The following is a 16,517-nucleotide window of genomic DNA, read 5'->3' on the forward strand; positions in this document are numbered from 1 at the left end:
AAGGTCACAATATAATCTCGATAGGCGTCCAGTTGCTTGCGCCGTTCCCGGTGGCTTTGCTTCACCTCAATGGCCGCCTCATCCATGCGCAGATATTTCCTGACCGTGTTGCGGGATAGGCCCAGCTGGCGTGCGATGGCCCGAATCTTCAGGCCGTTGCCTTCATCGTAAAGCGCCTTGATCTTATGAATCACGACCCACTCCTTCAAAGTCTGCCTCCCACCTCCTTTTTGATTTTTCAGAGATGGGGTTGTACGGCCAAATCATCGCCAATGCATCCTCAAGGTGGGTCATTTTTGATGGCCGTAGGTGGGTCATTTTAGTTGGCCATTAACACCAAACCGAACCATCCGCCAATTCACCCGCCAACACCAAGGAAAGGAGGACGGTCCATGGCACGCACCCTGCGCATGAAGGCTTCCGGCGAAGAGGCTTACTACCACGTGGTGTCCCGCACCGTGGGCGGGGAGTTTTATTTGGGGGACGTGGAAAAGGAGAGGCTGCTGCAGGTGATTCGCACCTACGGGCGGCTTTATTTCGTGGAGATCCTCGGGTTTTGCCTCATGAGCAACCATTTTCACCTGGTGGTGAAAACCCGCCGATGTGCGGAGGTGACCGACGCCGAGATCGTGGAGCGGGTGAGCTCCCACTACGGCCTCTCTCCGGACGTGGTGAGGCTGAAGGACCTGGCGGCCCTTCGGGAAAAGCTCTGCGACCTTTCGGAATTCGTCCGGTCGGTGAAGCTGGAGTTTTCCCGGTGGTACAACCGGAAAAACCGGCGAAGGGGCTACTTTTGGGGAGATCGGTTCAAGAGCGTCCTTCTGGAAAGCGGAGCGGCCCTGGCGCAATGCCTTGCCTACATCGAACTCAACCCGGTGCGGGCCCGGATCGCGGAGCGCCCCGAGGAGTACCGATGGAGCAGCCTTTCCTTCCGGCTGGCGGGAAAGGGAGAATTTTTGAGCTGGGACGGGATGGAAACCCGGGATGTGCGGGCCTATCTTGCCATGGTGTACGAGGTGGGAAAGGGAGGCCGGGTGGATTCCAAGGGAAGGGAGAAGGGGCGCATTCCAAGGGACACCGAGAAGCCGGTGAGCCTGTGGCGGCACAAGGTGCGGTTCTTTACGGACGGCCTAGTCCTGGGGTCCAAGGGGTTTGTGTTGGACGCCTACGAGCGGTTTTCCCAGTGCATTCACAAGAAGGAGCGGCGGGCCCACCGGACCGCGGGGGTGGAGGGGGTCTTTTCGCTTCGGCGGTTGACGGAGGCGGTGTGACGGGGTCTGGTTTGACACGAAAGAGAACCGCGAATGGACGCGAATAGACGCGAATGGGTGTTTGCTGTAGAGGCGCGGGCTGGGATGGGTTCCAGCTTTCGCGGGAATGACGTGGTGGCAGAGCGGGACGCGATGCGGCGAGGGGGTCTGAGGCATCGTATCGAAGCGATCTGGAGCCTCGGGGGAACCGATGGCGGGGCGGAGCACCGCGACCAGGCAGGAGGCGGGGCGCCGATGAACGCGAATGGATGAAGACCATCCTGCAAAAGGCTGCCGTTTGCCTTTGAGACGTGGCGTGATATTTTCTTAGCGGCGCTGGAGTACTTTCTGGGCCTGGAGGTGGAAGAATCGGAGATTCTGGAACTTCCCCAGGAGACGGCTTCGGTCCGGCGGAGCGACTTTCCCATCCGCGTGCGGGCTAGCGACGGGCGGGTCTTTATCGTTTTGCTGGAAGTGCAGAGCCGGTGGGAGCCGCAGGTGCCGCTTCGGCTCCTGGAATACGATGTGCGCCACCACCTCAAGACGGGACTATCGGTCCTGCCGGTGGTAATGCTTCTTACGCCCAGCGGGAGCGTGGTGGAATACTTTGAAGACGGCGGCATCCGGTATCGGTTCCGGGTGGTTTCCCTGGCCGCCATGGACGCCCGCGAGGTGGTGGACCGTGGAAATCCCTGCCTCATGCCCTTCGTGGGCCTCATGCGGGGAGGGCCCGATGTTTTCCAGATGGCCGAGGAGGCCATTTACGGCTCGGGCTTGGGGCGAAGCGACAAGGCGGATCTATTGACCGGCATGGCGCCCCTAACGGGGCTCTTGGACAAGGACCTGCCCCGCAAACTGCTCGAGCGCAGGAGGGACATCATGATGGAATCCTATGCCTACGAATTGATCAAAAAGGAAGGCTACGAGGAAGGGCTGCGGTCCGGAGTTCAACAGGGAATCCAGCAGGGAATTGAGAAGGGAACTCTCAATGCATTAAGGGAACTCATCCTGGAAACCTTGGATGAGCGATTTGAAGAAGTGCCCAGGAACCTTCGCCATGACCTCCGCAAGTTGGAAGATCCCCATGAACTGAAACTTCTGTTCAGAAAGGCACTTCGAGCCGAATCTCTTCATGAATTCCAAGAAGCATTGGAACGATTTCTCGATTAGGTCCACCGACGGAGCCTTTCGTGGGAGAAAGTGAGCGGCGAAGCCGCGAATTGTCCCTCATGGAGCGGATGGTCCGGGTGGAGTAGGAGCTCAAGACCTTCAGGGAAATCGAGGCGGCCCGTTTTGGAGCCGCGGACAGGCGCTTCGAGGCCTTGGATAAGCGCCTGTCTTTCCTCCAGTGGATGATCGGAATCGGTTTTTCCGCCATCGCCCTCCTCGTGGGCTTGGTGCGGTTCAATCCTTGAGGGTTCCCCCCTCCTCTTCTCCTAGGAGCCTGTCCGAGAACTCCGCCAACCGTCACTCCCGCGCAAGCGGGAGTCCATAAGTTGCCGGAAATCCTGGATCCCCGCTTTCGCGGGGATGACGAAGGGCCACTGAACGGCGCAAATCCGCCGTTGTCGGGCAGCCTCCTAGCCTGTCCAGAAACACCGAAAGGACCTTTTCTCACGCAGCCCAGCCCCGGAGGGTTGCGCAACGACGAAAACCGATGGCCGGTTTTGATAGGATTTTTGCCGGCCCATCGGGCTCTTATGGAAACCCGGAAAGTCCCGTTCCATTGCCATCCCTGAGAACCGAAGCTATTGTCTATCCGTAGACACACCCAACGGCGGTTTCATTTCTCACGGGCCGCCATGTCCGGCGGGAACGGATCTTCAAGGCCGGAGAGCGTCGCTTCGGCTTCCAGGCGGTGGGGGTTGGAAAGACCAGCCTGGAGGGCTTCCCGGAGAAGGCGGCGGGCGGAATCAGCATCGCCCATGGCCGCATAGACCATGCCCAGGTGGTAGAGAATCATGGGGTCCCGAGGTTCTTTTTCCTGGGCTTCCGTCAGGAGCCAGAGCGCCCGGGCGTGCAGGGTCTTTTGGTGGTAGGCCCAGGCCAGCGTATCCATGACCCGAGGATCGTCGGGGCGGCCCTCGTAGGCCGCCTGGGCCAGCGCCAGGGCCTTGTCCGCATTGCCGCCCCTCTCCAAGAGAAGCCAGGCCAGGTTGTTGGCAAGATCGGGGGCGTGGGGATTCCGCTTGATGGCCTCTTCCAGGGTCTCCAGGGCCTCCCGTTCCCGACCCTCCCGAAGGTTCAGATCCGCCAAGGCCCGATAGAGGAGGGTTTCCCGGGGAAACCATTGAATGCACCGCTGAAGGGTCTCTCTTCTTCCTTCCGACGCATCTCCGGCCCCGCCCGTCTTGTCCGTCAGGGCTTCGAGGCATGCGGAAAAGAGCCGGGGAAGGTCGGATGAGCCATCTTTCGTCCACTCTCCGGCCGCGAAGGACAAGAAGGGATCGCGGGGCCGCGATCTTCTGAGATCCGCCAGAACCCCTTCCCCGCCATTCGCTTCCGGAGAGGCGGCCAGCCTGCGGTAGAAGAGCCACGCATCGGCCTTGTCGGGGTATTTCGCCAGGAGGCCTTCCATCTGCTCCCCGGCCAGATCTTTTTCCCCCGCTTTCTCCAAAACCAGCGCCTTCATGAAACGAGGGGCGGGATCCTCGGGCGCAAGGAGCTCCGCGATGTGAAACTCCTCCATGGCCCCCGCCAGGTCTCCCTTTCCCAGGTAAACGGCGCCCAAGAGGAGCCGCACCTGAACGCTTTCCGGCACCCGTTCCACGAGCCTCAGCAGGTGCGCCTCGGCCTTCTCCAGTTCCTCCAGGCGATAGTACACGGCGGCCAGGAGCGTCTCCGAATCCACCTGGTGAACATCCAGGATCAGGGCCTGCATGAAGTGCCGAACCGCCAGGTGGGTGTGATTGGCCGTAAGATAGGCGATTCCCAGCAAGTAATGGGCCATGGGCAGATTGGGCTCCCAGTCCACGGCCGTTTCAAAGGCGGCGATGGCGGGCGTCGCCTCTCCCCGGAGAAGATGAAGCTTCCCCTTGAGAAGCAACCGTTCCAGATCATGGGCCCCACCGTCTTCCAGAAGCGCCAGCTCCCCGGCCGCCTCGTCCAGCAGCCCGCGGCTCATGAGCACCTCCGCCAGCATCTTTCGCGCGTCCCGATTGCCCGGAGCGGCTTCCAGAATCCGGCGAAGCATCTCTTCCGCCCGATCCCATCGACCCAGGGAATGGAAAAACTCGGCGTACTCCTTTTGATAGGCAGGATTGTCGGGAAACCTGGCCACCAGATCTTCCATGACCGCCGCCCCCCTTTCGGGAAACCCCCGGACGCGCCAATATCCCGCCAGAAAAAGGAGAAGATCGGGCTGGGACGAAAACCTATTTCGATAACGCTCCACCAGGCCGTCGCCCTCCTCCGGCCGGCCCAGCGCCGCATAGCAGCCGGCGAGCTTCAGGGCCGTTTCGGCATCGCCCGGTTCGCTTTCGAGCGCCGTTTCATAGGCTTTCAACGCATCCTGCACCCTCCCCAGGGCCAACCAGTAGTCTCCGAGGAGGTCCTGGAAAGACGGATCCGCCCTTCCCTGCGCAAGGACCTCCAACGCCCGCCAGGCCGCGGCCAGGTCTCCCCGAGCGATCTCGATTCGGCACAAGAGCCGCCACGGCTCCGCGTCCCTGGGGGCCAATTCCACGGCCCGCAGCAGCGCCTCGCGGGCTTTTTCCGTGTCAGCCAGTTTGAGAAGCACTCGGGCCATGCGCACATATCCATCGGGATCCTTGCGCACGGAGACGGCCTTTCTCCAGAGCCGGAGCGCCTCCCCGTAATCCCCCTGAGCCTCCAAGTGCTCGGCCCTTTCCGCCAGACGCGCGTACCGGGCCTGGGGATCCAGCGTGCATCCTCCCAGCAAGACCGCGACGAGGAGCGCACGAAGCACGAAAAAGGTCTTGTGTGGTCTCACTCGGTTCCCTTTCCGAGAATGGGCGATCTCACCCGTTTTCAGGTGCGCCCATTCCGCGGGTTTTCGCGTCCCTTCAGCGGGGCCTGAAAACAGCCGCGAGCATCCCCACGGCCAGCGTCGCGATCACGCCCAGCGCGATCTCGAACTTGTGGGAAACGATAAACCGCAGCACATGGAACACCCAACGAAAGATCCACGGCAGTTGCTGCGCCCTGGAAGGAGAAATCGTTCCCGGGCGGATGGCCGCCTCGCCCTTTTCCAGTTTCTCCTGTTCCTGTTCCAGAAGAATCCGGGTATCCAGGGCGGCAAAAGTTGCACGGTCGGAAGCCAGCGGATCTCCTCGAGACTTCTCCTCCTCAGCCAAGGCGACCAGGGGGCGGGCGATCCTCGCCAGCCGCCCCACCTCGCCGGCACGGTCTTTCCCATCGCCCACGGCGGCCGCCGCTGCATGGCGCTTTCGTCCATCCAGAGCTCCCGCATCGGCCGTCGGTCCCGTTTCGCTCCGGCGCCCCTCCTTTTGATCCGCCCCATCGGAGCGCCTCTTCGTAAGATCCTCGTAGGAGGCGGTTTCCGCCAGTTCCCGCCGGGCCAGGGCCTCCAGTTCCCGGGCCTTGGCCTGGATCTTTCCATAGTCGAGCAGGATCTTCTTGAGTTCCAGATTGGCATAGAGAAGGTTCGCCAACCGAGCGTCCAGAGACGTTTCCTTGACGATCATGACCTTGATCGGCTTGGCGAGAGGGATCCGAACCAAGGGGACAAAACGGGGATTTGCGGGGCAGATGAGGGGGCGGCCTTCATTGGCTTCCCCGGGCTGATTCACCAGGTCGTACAAGACCCATTCCCCTCGGGCTTCCGAAAGGGGCACGTAATGACGATCCACCGGAAAGGTTCCGGGCATGCGAAGGTCCGTTTCGATGTAGGACGAAAGAGCGGGTCGCGCGGCCAAGATCCAACCCGCCGTCCCACCCAGGAGCAGGAGGAAAAGCCACAGATCCCGAAGATCCACGCATCGTCTTTTGCAAGAAACCGCCCGCCGGCAGGTTCTCATCGAATCGGGCTCCCTCACACTTCGGGTGAACGATTCCGTTATACAACAGCATGAAACCTATGGTCTCCGAAGGCCCCGTGCGCCCTTGGAGAGAGCATGACGGACAAGAAGCAGAGGAGGCATACGAAGCCAGTGGGACCGTAGAAAAAGAAACCTCTGGGACAGGACCGCCAGAGGACCGACTCCGCACAGATCGCCCGACATCAGCGCCCTTTCCATGGCCTCCACCATAAACCGACGCACCACGGCCCCGGCTCCCGACTCCCTTTCCACCACGTCCAGCACCGGCCGCGGGACCGGCGTTCCCATGACCCGCTGAACCACATGCAAGGCATAGGCAAGGGGGCGCATCACACCCAGCCGGCCGGCCCGGACCGGAAGTTCCTTCCAGAAGGAGTCACCGGGACTCCACAGCCTCAGCAGGGCGTCCAGATCCACCACGTCCCTCAGGGATCCCGTCACCACGCCGTCCTGGAAGAGATGCACCACGCTGTGGAGCACTATATCCACCATGCTCAACACATGATAGCCTTCCAGTTTCGATCTTCGGGCCGATTGGAAAAAAAGGTCGCTGTCGATCCGGATCCGCCCGGTAAGGGGCAGAATGTTGTGGTGCACATCCACCACGCTTCCCCGGTCCCTGTGGCGAAGCGGAGGGAGTTCGTGCATCCAGTTTCTATAGTAGCCCTGATCGTAAGCGGAGTCCTTGACGGGCTCCCACCCCTTTTCCAGGAGGGCCCGTTCCACGGCGGGCAAATCCCCGCGCCGGACCAGAATGTCCACATCCGCGGAAAGGCGGCCGCGCGCAACGTCCAATTCTTCCGCCACGTAAGCGGCCCCCTTGAGAAGAACGACGGGCCCGCTCACATCCCGAAGGGCCCAGCGGATCCGGTCCAGTTCCCAGAGGACGGCCCGGCGGTGCGCGTCGGCAAGGCGAACGGCCGCAGAGAGATGCCGGCGGACCCGATCGGACAAGCCGCCCGCCAGCCCCTCCTCTTCCGTCAGGCAGGCCAGGCGTCCCAGAAGATTGTTGCGGCGGGCGACACGGAGTATCCTGTCCCACTCCCCTTCTCCGAAGGACCGGATCACCCTGGGCGAGCTCAGGGCCACCAGGAGGGTCTCCACCGTCATCTCTTTCCAAAACGCGTCGCATTCCATGCTGTATCCGTAAGATCCCAATGCTTTAGAAGATCGTGTCGAACCAATCCAGGACCTCGGTTCCCTCTCCGTACGATAGCTCGAGGGCACGGCACTTGTCCGCGAGGAGGCCCAGAAGTCGGAACCCTTCCGGTCCCAGGATGTTGTAGTTGAAGGAGTTTTCCGCCAAGGCGTAGACGGCCCGGCTCGGGGGAACCGGGGCCGCCTCCAATTCCCTGCTCGATTGAAAGCGGGGAAAGACGAGGACGCCCGGTTCCGCCGGTTCGTGCATGCGCCGCACCGCATCCGGCGGCGGGACCACGTAGGCCATCTCTTCGTCCAGTGCCGGATTGCGGCAAAAGCCGCCCACGGACAGTCGGGGGGCCAGGGTGCGTACCACCTGGATGGAACGCCCCTTGAGCGAGACCGGCCGGGGGATCGGCAACAGAGCGCCGGAGCCTGGATCCACGATGGCGAATTCGTCGGAGAGAAGGCGCCATCCCCGATCCATGAGAAGTGCGCAGAGCGTGCTCTTTCCCGATTCCGGCTTGCCGATAAGCAGACAGGCTTTGCCGCGCCTTTCCACGACCGCGGCGTGGATCAGGAGCGCCCAGTGCGCGTGGCCGGCGATGCACCAGTTGAGGCCCCATTCGAACAGGGGCACGGCCATTTGGTGAGGATAGGGATGGAAGGGGCGGTGGTCGTCCAGGAAGAACAGGAGCTGCGGTCGGATCCAGCGGCGAAGATTCCGGGGGCGTTCGATCCGAATGTGAAAGTCGGCAAGGGACGCCTCCTCGTTAAGGGGAAAGGCTTCATAGTGGGTTCGAAAGAAGCGGGCGATGGCGGGAATGGAGGTCTGCAGATGAATCCGAAAGGGCCCCACATCACAAAAAAACCTTCCTCTTGCCATGAGGAAGGCCAAGCGTTCCAATGGATGATCACCCACCGTCACGGGAACGTGCGCTCGATGAGGCCCGATTCGTCCATATCTCGAAGCAGCGCCATGAGCTGATCTTCCAGATCCTTCGTCCTCTCTAGATCGAGCTGGTTGCATATCCGGTCGATGATTTCCGGCGCCGCTGCAGGCCCGTTTTCCAGAAAATCCAGAACAGCCTCAGCGATGGGACTCAGGATATGGGTATCACCTGAAAGCTCGTGAAACAAGACCGTCTGGTCCCAGTCATATCGATTCGTTTTGACTTTCTTCAGGCGCCACTTTCCGTTTTCCATCCGCATCGAAAACTACTTGCACCATCTGGGGAACCACCGGCACCAGAAAGATTTCTTCGGATATGTCGTGGTCGTCGTAGTCGTCTTGCTCGTATCTCCGCCTGAAGCGCCGGAAAGGTTCCCCGACGCGTCGTTTCCGCAACCCAGTACGGTCCGGCTCTTGAACGTGAGCAACAACGGGACGCCCACCAGAACGGATCCGCGGATCAAGGTGCGGCGGCTTTCATCGCAAGGCGACGCAGGTTGCGTCCGGTTTCCACATGGTTCTTCAGGTCTCTGCATCCGGGTGGTTCCTTCCGGCCGATTTTTCTTTTCGGGCATTTGCCGTCTCCGCTCCCCGCCGACTGCACACGTCCGCCTCACTGGTTCCGGCTCCCCTATTAGTTTAAGCAAACTTCATACCACTGCGGTCGACAACAAGGAAATCCCTTAACTTCTTGATCCTCCTTACTTTGCATCTCGAATCGGCTTTACCGGCTCCCCGGCATGTGCAAGAAAATACCTCACCTGCGCCAGTCCGTTGCACAAGTGGATGAAAATCTTTGCACATACTTGCGGCTACTCCGGAACGTTGCACTCTGGGGGCTTATCCGCGAACAGGTTTGCTTACAACCGACAAAGGATCCATCTTCTTTCGTAGCCGCAGGTCTTCAGCCCCGCAGAAAGGCCCCATCATAACCCAATGAAGTGGCAGGCAATTCCGATGACCCATCCGATGTTCGATGATCCTCCGCAGCCCTGAAGGGCTGCGCTACGAGAAAAGCGGTCATCCGTGGCGTTTTCAGATAAGATATTGGGAGCGTGTCCGAGAACTCCCCCACCCGTCACTCCCGCGCAAGCGGGAGTCCATAACTTACTGGATATTCTGGATCCCCGCTCCCCGTTCAAGCCGGGGACGAGCTTCGCTGGGATGACGAATGGGCGTTGAAGGGCGCAAATCGGCCATTCTCGGACCGGCTCCTAGGCCCCGTGAGTGTCCAAGCCCCCGGGCCGGGTGCGGGCGCAGGCGCCGCAGCGGGTGCAGCGGGTTGTGGTGTCGCAGGCGTCCGTGGGGCGTTCTTCCAGGGCCTTTTGATACTCTTCCCAGAGATGGCTTCGCTTGATCCCGTGGTCCAGGACTTCCCACGGGAATCTTTCGTCGGGCTCGCGCTCCCGTAGGACCCAGAAGTCGGGGTTGTGGGGCGATTTCTTGAAAACCTGGGTCCAGCTCATCCCCTCCAAAGCCACCTTTTCCAGCATGTCCGCCACGCGCCGGTCGCCTCGGGCCAGGAGCGCCTGCACGTAGGCCCACTTGGGAAGATCGAAGTGGACCCGCACGTTGGCCACCTTGCCCAGGGCCTTTCGGATCCAGCCGGCCTTTTCCTTGAGCGGCCCCACCCCCGCGAACGGAACCCACTGAAACGGCGTGAAGGGCTTGGGCACGAAGGAATGGATGCTCACGGTGATGGTTCCGATCCGCTTCTTCCCCCGGCTTCGTTCCAGCACGTGGTGCTTGATCCTTTTTACCAGGGCCACCACGGCTTCCAGATCGTCCCGGGTTTCCGTTGGAAGCCCGATCATGAAATAAAGCTTGAGGTGCAGGATGCCGCACTGGGTGAGCCGTTCGGCGGCTTCCAGGATCTCCGCCTCCGTAAGATCCTTGTTGATGACCCGCCGGAGCCGTTCCGATCCCGCTTCCGGGGCGATGGCCACCGCTTTCAGGGCGCTTTCCCCGGCGCTTTTCAGGATCTCCGGAGACACCCGGTCGGCCCGAAGGGACGAAAAGGTGAGTTGAAAACCTTCGTCGAGAAGATCCCGGCAGAGGCGTTCCACGTCCGGATGATCCGCCACGGCCGCGCTCACCAGCCCCACCCGGCCCGTGTGGTCCCGCCACGACCGGACCGCGGCCAAAACCGATTCGGCCGACCGGAACCGGGGCGGCCGGTAGATGAAGCCCGCCGCGCAAAACCGGCAGCCGCGGCCGCAGCCCCGCCCGATCTCCACCAGGGCCGTTTCCGAAAATTCCGTCTCCCGGCAGACGAAGACCGACTGGCCGGGGGAATCGTCCAGGCTCGGCGCCCGGGCCGCCCGGATCCTCTTGGGAAGGCTTCCCTTTTTCCTACGGAATCCTACCAGCAGTCCGTCCGGACCGAACCGGGGCTCGTAGAAACGCGGCACGTAGATCCCGGGAACGTCCGAAGCCAGCGCCTCCAGGAGATCTTCCCTGGACATGCCCGGCCGTTCCAAAAGGTCCCGCCACTTTTCCACGAAGGCCGGAAGGATCCCCTCGGCTTCCCCCACGAAGACCAGGTCCGCGAAGGGCGCCAGGGGTTCGGGGTTGAGGAAGGCCGCCACGCCGCCCACGGCCACCAGGGGATCGCCTTGGCCGCGATCCGACGCCCGCACGGGAAGCCCGGCAAAGCGGATCATTTCCAGGATGTTGGGATAGTCGTTTTCGAAAGGAACGGAAAAGGCCAGAAGGTGGAAATCCCCGGCGGGGCGGCCCGATTCCACAGAGATGAGACGTTCCCGGCCGGAACGGAAGGCGGGCAGAAGATCGGGGTCGGGATGGAAGAACCGTTCGCAGGAGACGTCCGGGGCGGTGTTCAGCAGCCGGTAGACCACCTGAAAGCCCAGGTTGGACATCCCCAGGCGGTAGGTGTTGGGAAAGGCCAGGGCGATCCGGATCCGTCCGCCCGGATTGACCGGAACCAGGGCCTTTTCTTCCGCCATTCTCGACTGGTGGCGGCTGGTCTGCTTCCAGCTCATGCGATTCTCCACCCGGACGAACCCGGCGCCGATCCCGACCGGCCTTCACCGGACCGCCAGTGCAGCAGAGGAGAGGAACCGGCGCAGGCGTTGTTACCGAGGTCCGGTGGGGGCGAAAGATTTTTCGACCCTACGACCTGGGAGCTTGCCCGAGAACGCTGGGGATGACCGCTTTTCTCGTAGCGTAGCCCTTTAGGGCTGCGGAAGACTGCCGGGCGTCGGATGGGCCATCGGCTATTGCCGTCACTTCATGGGGTTGCGATGGCCGTCTCCCGCGGGGCTGAAGCCCCGCGGCTACGAAGGGATCCCAGGTCCCCAGCATCTTGAGCCGGAGAGCCATTGTCGGACAAGCTCCTCGGAGCTTGTCCGAGAACTCCCCCCACCGTCCTTCCCGCGCAGGCGGGAGTTCATGAGTCCGGCGGGAAGTCCGGCGGGCGGGGATCAACCCCGCCCCGACTCGGCTCCGGCCGGGACGGAAATCGCCGGCAAGCCGGCTCCTCCGGACAAGCCCCGTGCGAGGCGGTTTTCTTCCCGGTCCGCCGGGGCCGTCCTTTGGGCACACAAGGGCGGAAGAACCACAGGGCGTCGGTACGGCCTCTTTTCAGTCGGCCTGGCGCCGGATGAAGGTGGGAATGTTCCAGTCCTCCTCGTCCGTCGTTCCTCCCGTGAGTCTTCTGAAGAAGCTTCGCCTCCGGGGAGGTTCTTCCGTCAGGTGATCGTCCCGGACCATGGCCGCCTGGGGCAGCACGGTGGTTTCCGGCACGCCGGGGATGATGGGTTCGGGCTGCACCGGCTGCATGGGCCGCATGCGCGCGGTCCGGGCGGTGGTCCTCTGGGCCTGCTGCTTGGGCTGCCCGATGCCGGTGGCGATGACCGTCACGCGCAGCTCGTCGCCCATCTCCGGATCGATGGTGGTTCCCAGGATGATCTGGGCCTCGCTGTCCACTTCGTTATAGATGATCGTGGACGCTTCTTCAAACTCATACATCCCCAGATCCGGCCCGGCGCAAATGTTGATGAGCGCCGCCCGGGCTCCATGGATGGAGATGTCTTCCAGGAGCGGGCTGGAGATGGCCTGCTGGGCGGCTTCCACGGCCCGGTTTTCGCCCTTGGCCACGCCGGTTCCCATCATGGCCAGGCCCATTTCGCTCATGACCGTCTTCACGTCGGCGAAATCCACGTTGATAAGACCGGGGTTCATGATGAGGTCCGAGATGCCCTTGACGGCGTGGAGCAGCACGTTGTCCGCCGTCTGGAACATTTCGAGAAGGGTCGCGCGCTTGGCGGCCAGGCTCGTGAGGCGGTCGTTGGGGATGGAGATGAGGGTGTCCACCACTTCGCTCAAGGCCTTCAGGCCCTGGTCCGCGTTGCGCTGGCGCACCCGGCCTTCGAAGGTGAAGGGCTTGGTGACCACGGCCACCGTGAGGGCCCCCACTTCCTTGCAGGCCTTGGCCACAATGGGAGCTCCGCCCGTGCCCGTGCCGCCGCCCAGGCCCGCGGTGACAAAGACCATGTCCGCATCCTGGACCGCTTCCCGGATCTTTTCCATGTCTTCTTCGGTGGCCTTGGCGCCCATCTCCGGGTCGCCGCCGGCTCCCAGGCCCTTGGTGAGATTGGTCCCCAGGGGAATCTTGACGGCGGCCAGGTTCCTTTCCAGGACCTGGAAGTCCGTGTTGGCGGCGATGAACTCCACGCCCTCCATGCCGGCTGCGATCATGTTGTTGATGGCGTTGCCGCCTCCTCCGCCGATCCCCAAGACCTTGATCCGCGCACCGTTCCTTCGGATGTTTTCCATGTGATTCTCCCCCTTTCTCGTCCCTTGTGTGTGCCCTTGTGCGGCCCCGACGGGCGGTTCCCAAGCCCGCCCCGAACGGAACCGAAATGACCTTATTGACATTCATTGGCGTTCATCGGCGGTTTCCTCCCGGGGGGCTGAAGCCCCCCGGCTACGAGATCACCCGTTGGTTTCGTAGATCCCCCTGTCGTGGGGGTCTCAATCCGCTAAAACTCCTTCAGGATGCGCTTCAAGTACCGCCAGAAGCGGCCCAGCGGACCGGCGTCGATGGTCCGACCGCCGCCGAACCGGGGCCCGTGCTTCTGCCCGTAGAGGAGAAGGCCCGTGGCGGTGGAATAGACCGGATTTTTCACCACGTCCCCGAGACCGCCGAACCGGTACGGCACCCCCACGCGGACAGGCAGGTCGAAGACCCGCTCGGCCAGGTCGCGAATGCCGGGAAGGAGCGACACGCCGCCCGTCAACACCACTCCCGCATGCAGGTTTTCCAGGTACCCGGAACGGATGAGTTCCAGTTCCGCCACTTTGAGCATCTCCTCCACGCGGGCTTCGATGATCTCCGCCAGGATGGACCGGGCCAGCTCTCGCGGCTTTTGGCCTCCCACGGAACCCACCTGGATCACCTCCTGGGGATCCACCCGGTCCGTGAGCGCACAACCGTATTGTTTCTTGATCTTTTCCGCCTCGTCGATGGCCGTGCGCAGCCCCACCGAGATGTCGGACGTCACGTGGTTTCCGCCCAAGCCGATGACCGACGAGTACCGAATGGCCTGCTCCCGGAAGACCACCAGGTCCGTGGTGCCTCCGCCCATGTCGATCATGGCCACGCCCAGCTGCCGCTCGTCGGGATCCAGGACCGATTCGCTGGAAGCCAGGGATTCCAGGACCACGTCCAGCACGTCGAGCCCCGCCTTTTCGCAGCACTTCACGATGTTCTGGAGTGCGCTCACGGCCCCCGTCACGATGTGCACCTTCGCCTCCAGGCGCACCCCGGACATGCCCAGCGGATCCAGGATGCCTTCCTGGTCGTCCACGATGTACTGCTGGGGCAGCACGTGCAGCACCCTCCGGTCGAAGGGCATGGCGATGGCCTTGGCCGCCTCCAGCACCCGGTCCACGTCCATGGCCGTCACTTCCCGGCTTTTCACGGCGATGACGCCGTGGCTGTTCAGGCTGGCGATGTGGGTTCCGCCCACCCCCACGTACACAGCCGAGATTTCGCAGCCGGCCATGCGTTCCGCTTCCTCGATGGCCTTTCGAATGGCGTGGACCGTCTGGTCGATGTTGACCACCACCCCGCCGCGCATGCCCATGGAGGGAGTGGTGCCCACGCCCACGATGTCGATTCCCTCGGCGGTCACCTCCCCCACCACGGCACACACCTTGGTGGTCCCCAAGTCCAGTCCCACAATCAGGTCGTCTCTTCGTGCCATAGCGGTCCTCTCAGCCTTGTGCGGTTGGGCGCGGTCCCCACGCCATCGAAGAAGTTCAAATGCCCCGGGCCGCGGCCAGCCGGGCCCGCAGGCGCGCCTGGTCCCGAAAGTCCAAGTCCACCCCGAGCAATTCCGAAACGGATGGGTGCCGGGAAGCCGCTTCCAGCACCCTCTCGAGTCTCAAGAGTTTCCTGCGGCAGTCCCCCCGGCCCAGGTGCACGGTGAGGCCCCTCGGGTTCAGCACCAGGGTCGTTCCGTCCCCAGGATCCCAGCGGATTTCCGACACGGCCGACCGGAGGGACCCCAGCCGGGAATGCCCCTCGTCCGCCAAGGCCCGCAAGGTTTCCATGAAATCCCGAAAGTCTTCCAGGAACCGGGCGGGGACTCGGGAGCCCACCTGGGGCGTTTCTTCCCCCAGGCGGGTCACAAACGGCAGATCCAAGTGCTCTTGAGGCTTCGCTTCGGCAAAGAGCGTCCCGTCTTCGTCCATCAGCAGCGGAGTTCCCACCATGACCAGGGCCGTCGGCCGGCGTTCCACCACCGAAACCACCAGCCTGCCCTGGGGCTCCAACCGGACCTCGGCGGAGCGGACCCAGGGAAGGGCTTCCAGGCGCCGTCGAAGGTCATCCAGGTGCAGCTGCAGCATGTTGGCATCCCGGGGAACGCCCAGAGTGTTCAGGACGGTCCGACGGTCCACCCGGACGAGACCTTTCACGTCCACGGCCCGAAGCGCCAGAAGGGAAGAATCGAACACGGCCCAGTAGGCGCGGGAAAAGGTCACGCCGGCGGCCAGAACGAGCGCCGAAATCCCCGCCAGGAACAGGCCCACGCGCAACCAGTGGCGGGGGCCGCCCAAGCGGTTCGGATCCTTCCGGTATCGGTTCCCCTTCTTTTTCACGGCTCCAGCACCCGGACTTCCTCTTCCAGGATCACCCCGAAACGTTCGCGGACCACGGCCTTTACATGACGGATCAAGGCCTTCACATCCTCCGGCGCGGCGTCGCCGCAGTTGACGATCCAATTGGCATGCACGGGAGACACCTGAGCCCCGCCGATCCGAAACCCTTTGAGCCCCGCCCGGTCGATCAGGGCCCCCGCCGGGGCTTCCGGAGGATTCTTGAAGATGCAGCCAGCCGACGGAAGATCCAACGGCTGGGTGGCCTTCCGTTCCTTCAGGAACCGCCGCATGCGATCCTGCACGCGGGCGGGATCGTCCGCGCGCAGATCCAACACCGCACCCAAGACAACGCATGGATCGGGGAGCTCCATGTGCCGATAGCCCGCCTCCAGTTCCTCGCAGCGTCGCCGGTGCACGGCCCCGCCGGCATCCATGTAGGAGACGGTTTCCAGAACATCGGCCAGGGATCCCCGGCGGGTCCCGGCGTTCATGACCAACGCACCGCCCACGGAAGCCGGGATGCCCACCAGGCCTTCCAGGCCCGACCAGCCGTAACGGGCGCATGCCCCCAAAAGGCGCGAAAGACGAAGACCCGCACCCGCCCCCACCCGGACTCGGCCCCCTTCTTCCCGCTCCCACCAGAGGTTCCCGGCGCAGCGATCCAGCACAATCAGCACCCGCTCCCATGTCCCGGAAGGAATCACCACGTTGCTTCCCCGTCCCAGCACCACCCACGGAACGGACGTTTTGCGAAGGCGCCGAAGGAGCCGCGCCAGGGCCTCCGCGGTTTCCGGCACGGCCAGGCAGCGAACCCTTCCCTTCAGCCGGAACGTGTTGAACCGCTCCAGGGGCACGTCCCAGGAGAAGGTGATGTCTTCAAGATCGCTGAAGAGTTCGTACCAGTGGGTCATGCCGTTTTTTCCATTCCCGCTGAGCCCCTTCGCAGCCCTAAAGGGCTGCGCTACGAGGAAAACAGCTGTTCCCGTTTTGCCGGACAGCCTCCCGTGAAGCGGCGATCCGGAAGGC

13 protein-coding genes are annotated in these 16,517 nt (G+C 62.9%); 2 read left to right on the forward strand and 11 right to left on the reverse strand.

The features are described 5' to 3' along the window. Positions 1–194 (reverse strand): helix-turn-helix domain-containing protein (locus tag BUB04_RS16135; protein ID WP_143156526.1); only part of this gene is annotated, 194 nt, incomplete at its 3' end. A 198-nt stretch (positions 195–392) separates the two neighbouring features. Between BUB04_RS16135 and BUB04_RS16140 the strand changes: the two genes are divergently transcribed. Together BUB04_RS16140 and BUB04_RS16150 are read left to right on the forward strand one after the other, a co-directional pair. Next, complete coding sequence (locus BUB04_RS16140) at positions 393–1,271, forward strand: transposase (protein ID WP_073041391.1); 879 nt, start codon at positions 393–395, stop codon at positions 1,269–1,271. 339 nt (positions 1,272–1,610) lie between these two features. Then, complete coding sequence (locus tag BUB04_RS16150; RefSeq protein WP_073041395.1) at positions 1,611–2,420, forward strand: RpnC/YadD family protein; 810 nt, start codon at positions 1,611–1,613, stop codon at positions 2,418–2,420. A 613-nt stretch (positions 2,421–3,033) separates the two neighbouring features. On the opposite strand, the gene BUB04_RS16155 is transcribed toward BUB04_RS16150, so the two are convergent. The 10 genes from BUB04_RS16155 to murB form a co-directional block, all read right to left on the reverse strand. Continuing rightward, positions 3,034–5,202 (reverse strand): tetratricopeptide repeat protein, encoded by a 2,169-nt coding sequence (locus BUB04_RS16155; protein WP_073041397.1) that lies wholly within the window; start codon positions 5,200–5,202, stop codon positions 3,034–3,036. A gap of 73 nt (positions 5,203–5,275) precedes the next feature. Continuing rightward, positions 5,276–6,250, reverse strand: a complete 975-nt coding sequence (locus BUB04_RS16160) for a hypothetical protein (protein WP_073041399.1) — start codon at positions 6,248–6,250, stop codon at positions 5,276–5,278. A 57-nt stretch (positions 6,251–6,307) separates the two neighbouring features. Further along, positions 6,308–7,408 (reverse strand): nucleotidyltransferase domain-containing protein, encoded by a 1,101-nt coding sequence (locus BUB04_RS16165; RefSeq protein WP_084076581.1) that lies wholly within the window; start codon positions 7,406–7,408, stop codon positions 6,308–6,310. 25 nt (positions 7,409–7,433) lie between these two features. Continuing rightward, the gene (locus BUB04_RS16170; RefSeq protein ID WP_073041431.1) at positions 7,434–8,297 is read right to left on the reverse strand and encodes an HprK-related kinase A; all 864 of its coding nucleotides are present in this window, start codon (positions 8,295–8,297) and stop codon (positions 7,434–7,436) included. A 38-nt stretch (positions 8,298–8,335) separates the two neighbouring features. Then, positions 8,336–8,617: an HPr-rel-A system PqqD family peptide chaperone gene (locus BUB04_RS16175; RefSeq protein ID WP_178372022.1), complete on the reverse strand. Its 282-nt coding sequence runs from the start codon at positions 8,615–8,617 to the stop codon at positions 8,336–8,338. Between the two features lie 960 nt (positions 8,618–9,577). Further along, positions 9,578–11,365, reverse strand: a complete 1,788-nt coding sequence (locus tag BUB04_RS16180; protein ID WP_073041403.1) for a radical SAM protein — start codon at positions 11,363–11,365, stop codon at positions 9,578–9,580. Positions 11,366–11,966: 601 nt separating this feature from the next. Continuing rightward, the gene (gene ftsZ / locus BUB04_RS16185; protein ID WP_073041406.1) at positions 11,967–13,160 is read right to left on the reverse strand and encodes a cell division protein FtsZ; all 1,194 of its coding nucleotides are present in this window, start codon (positions 13,158–13,160) and stop codon (positions 11,967–11,969) included. A gap of 206 nt (positions 13,161–13,366) precedes the next feature. Then, entirely contained in the window at positions 13,367–14,593 is a 1,227-nt protein-coding gene (gene ftsA / locus BUB04_RS16190) for a cell division protein FtsA (RefSeq protein ID WP_073041408.1), read from the reverse strand. Between the two features lie 55 nt (positions 14,594–14,648). Continuing rightward, on the reverse strand, positions 14,649–15,491 hold the full coding sequence (locus BUB04_RS16195) for a cell division protein FtsQ/DivIB (protein ID WP_073041411.1): 843 nt from the start codon (positions 15,489–15,491) through the stop codon (positions 14,649–14,651). Further along, positions 15,488–16,402: a UDP-N-acetylmuramate dehydrogenase gene (murB, locus tag BUB04_RS16200; protein ID WP_073041413.1), complete on the reverse strand. Its 915-nt coding sequence runs from the start codon at positions 16,400–16,402 to the stop codon at positions 15,488–15,490. Before murB ends, BUB04_RS16195 begins: the two co-directional genes overlap by 4 nt. Positions 16,403–16,517: the final 115 nt, after the last annotated feature.

Origin of the sequence: Desulfacinum infernum DSM 9756 (assembly GCF_900129305.1) — a bacterium.
GTDB lineage: Bacteria > Desulfobacterota > Syntrophobacteria > Syntrophobacterales > DSM-9756 > Desulfacinum > Desulfacinum infernum.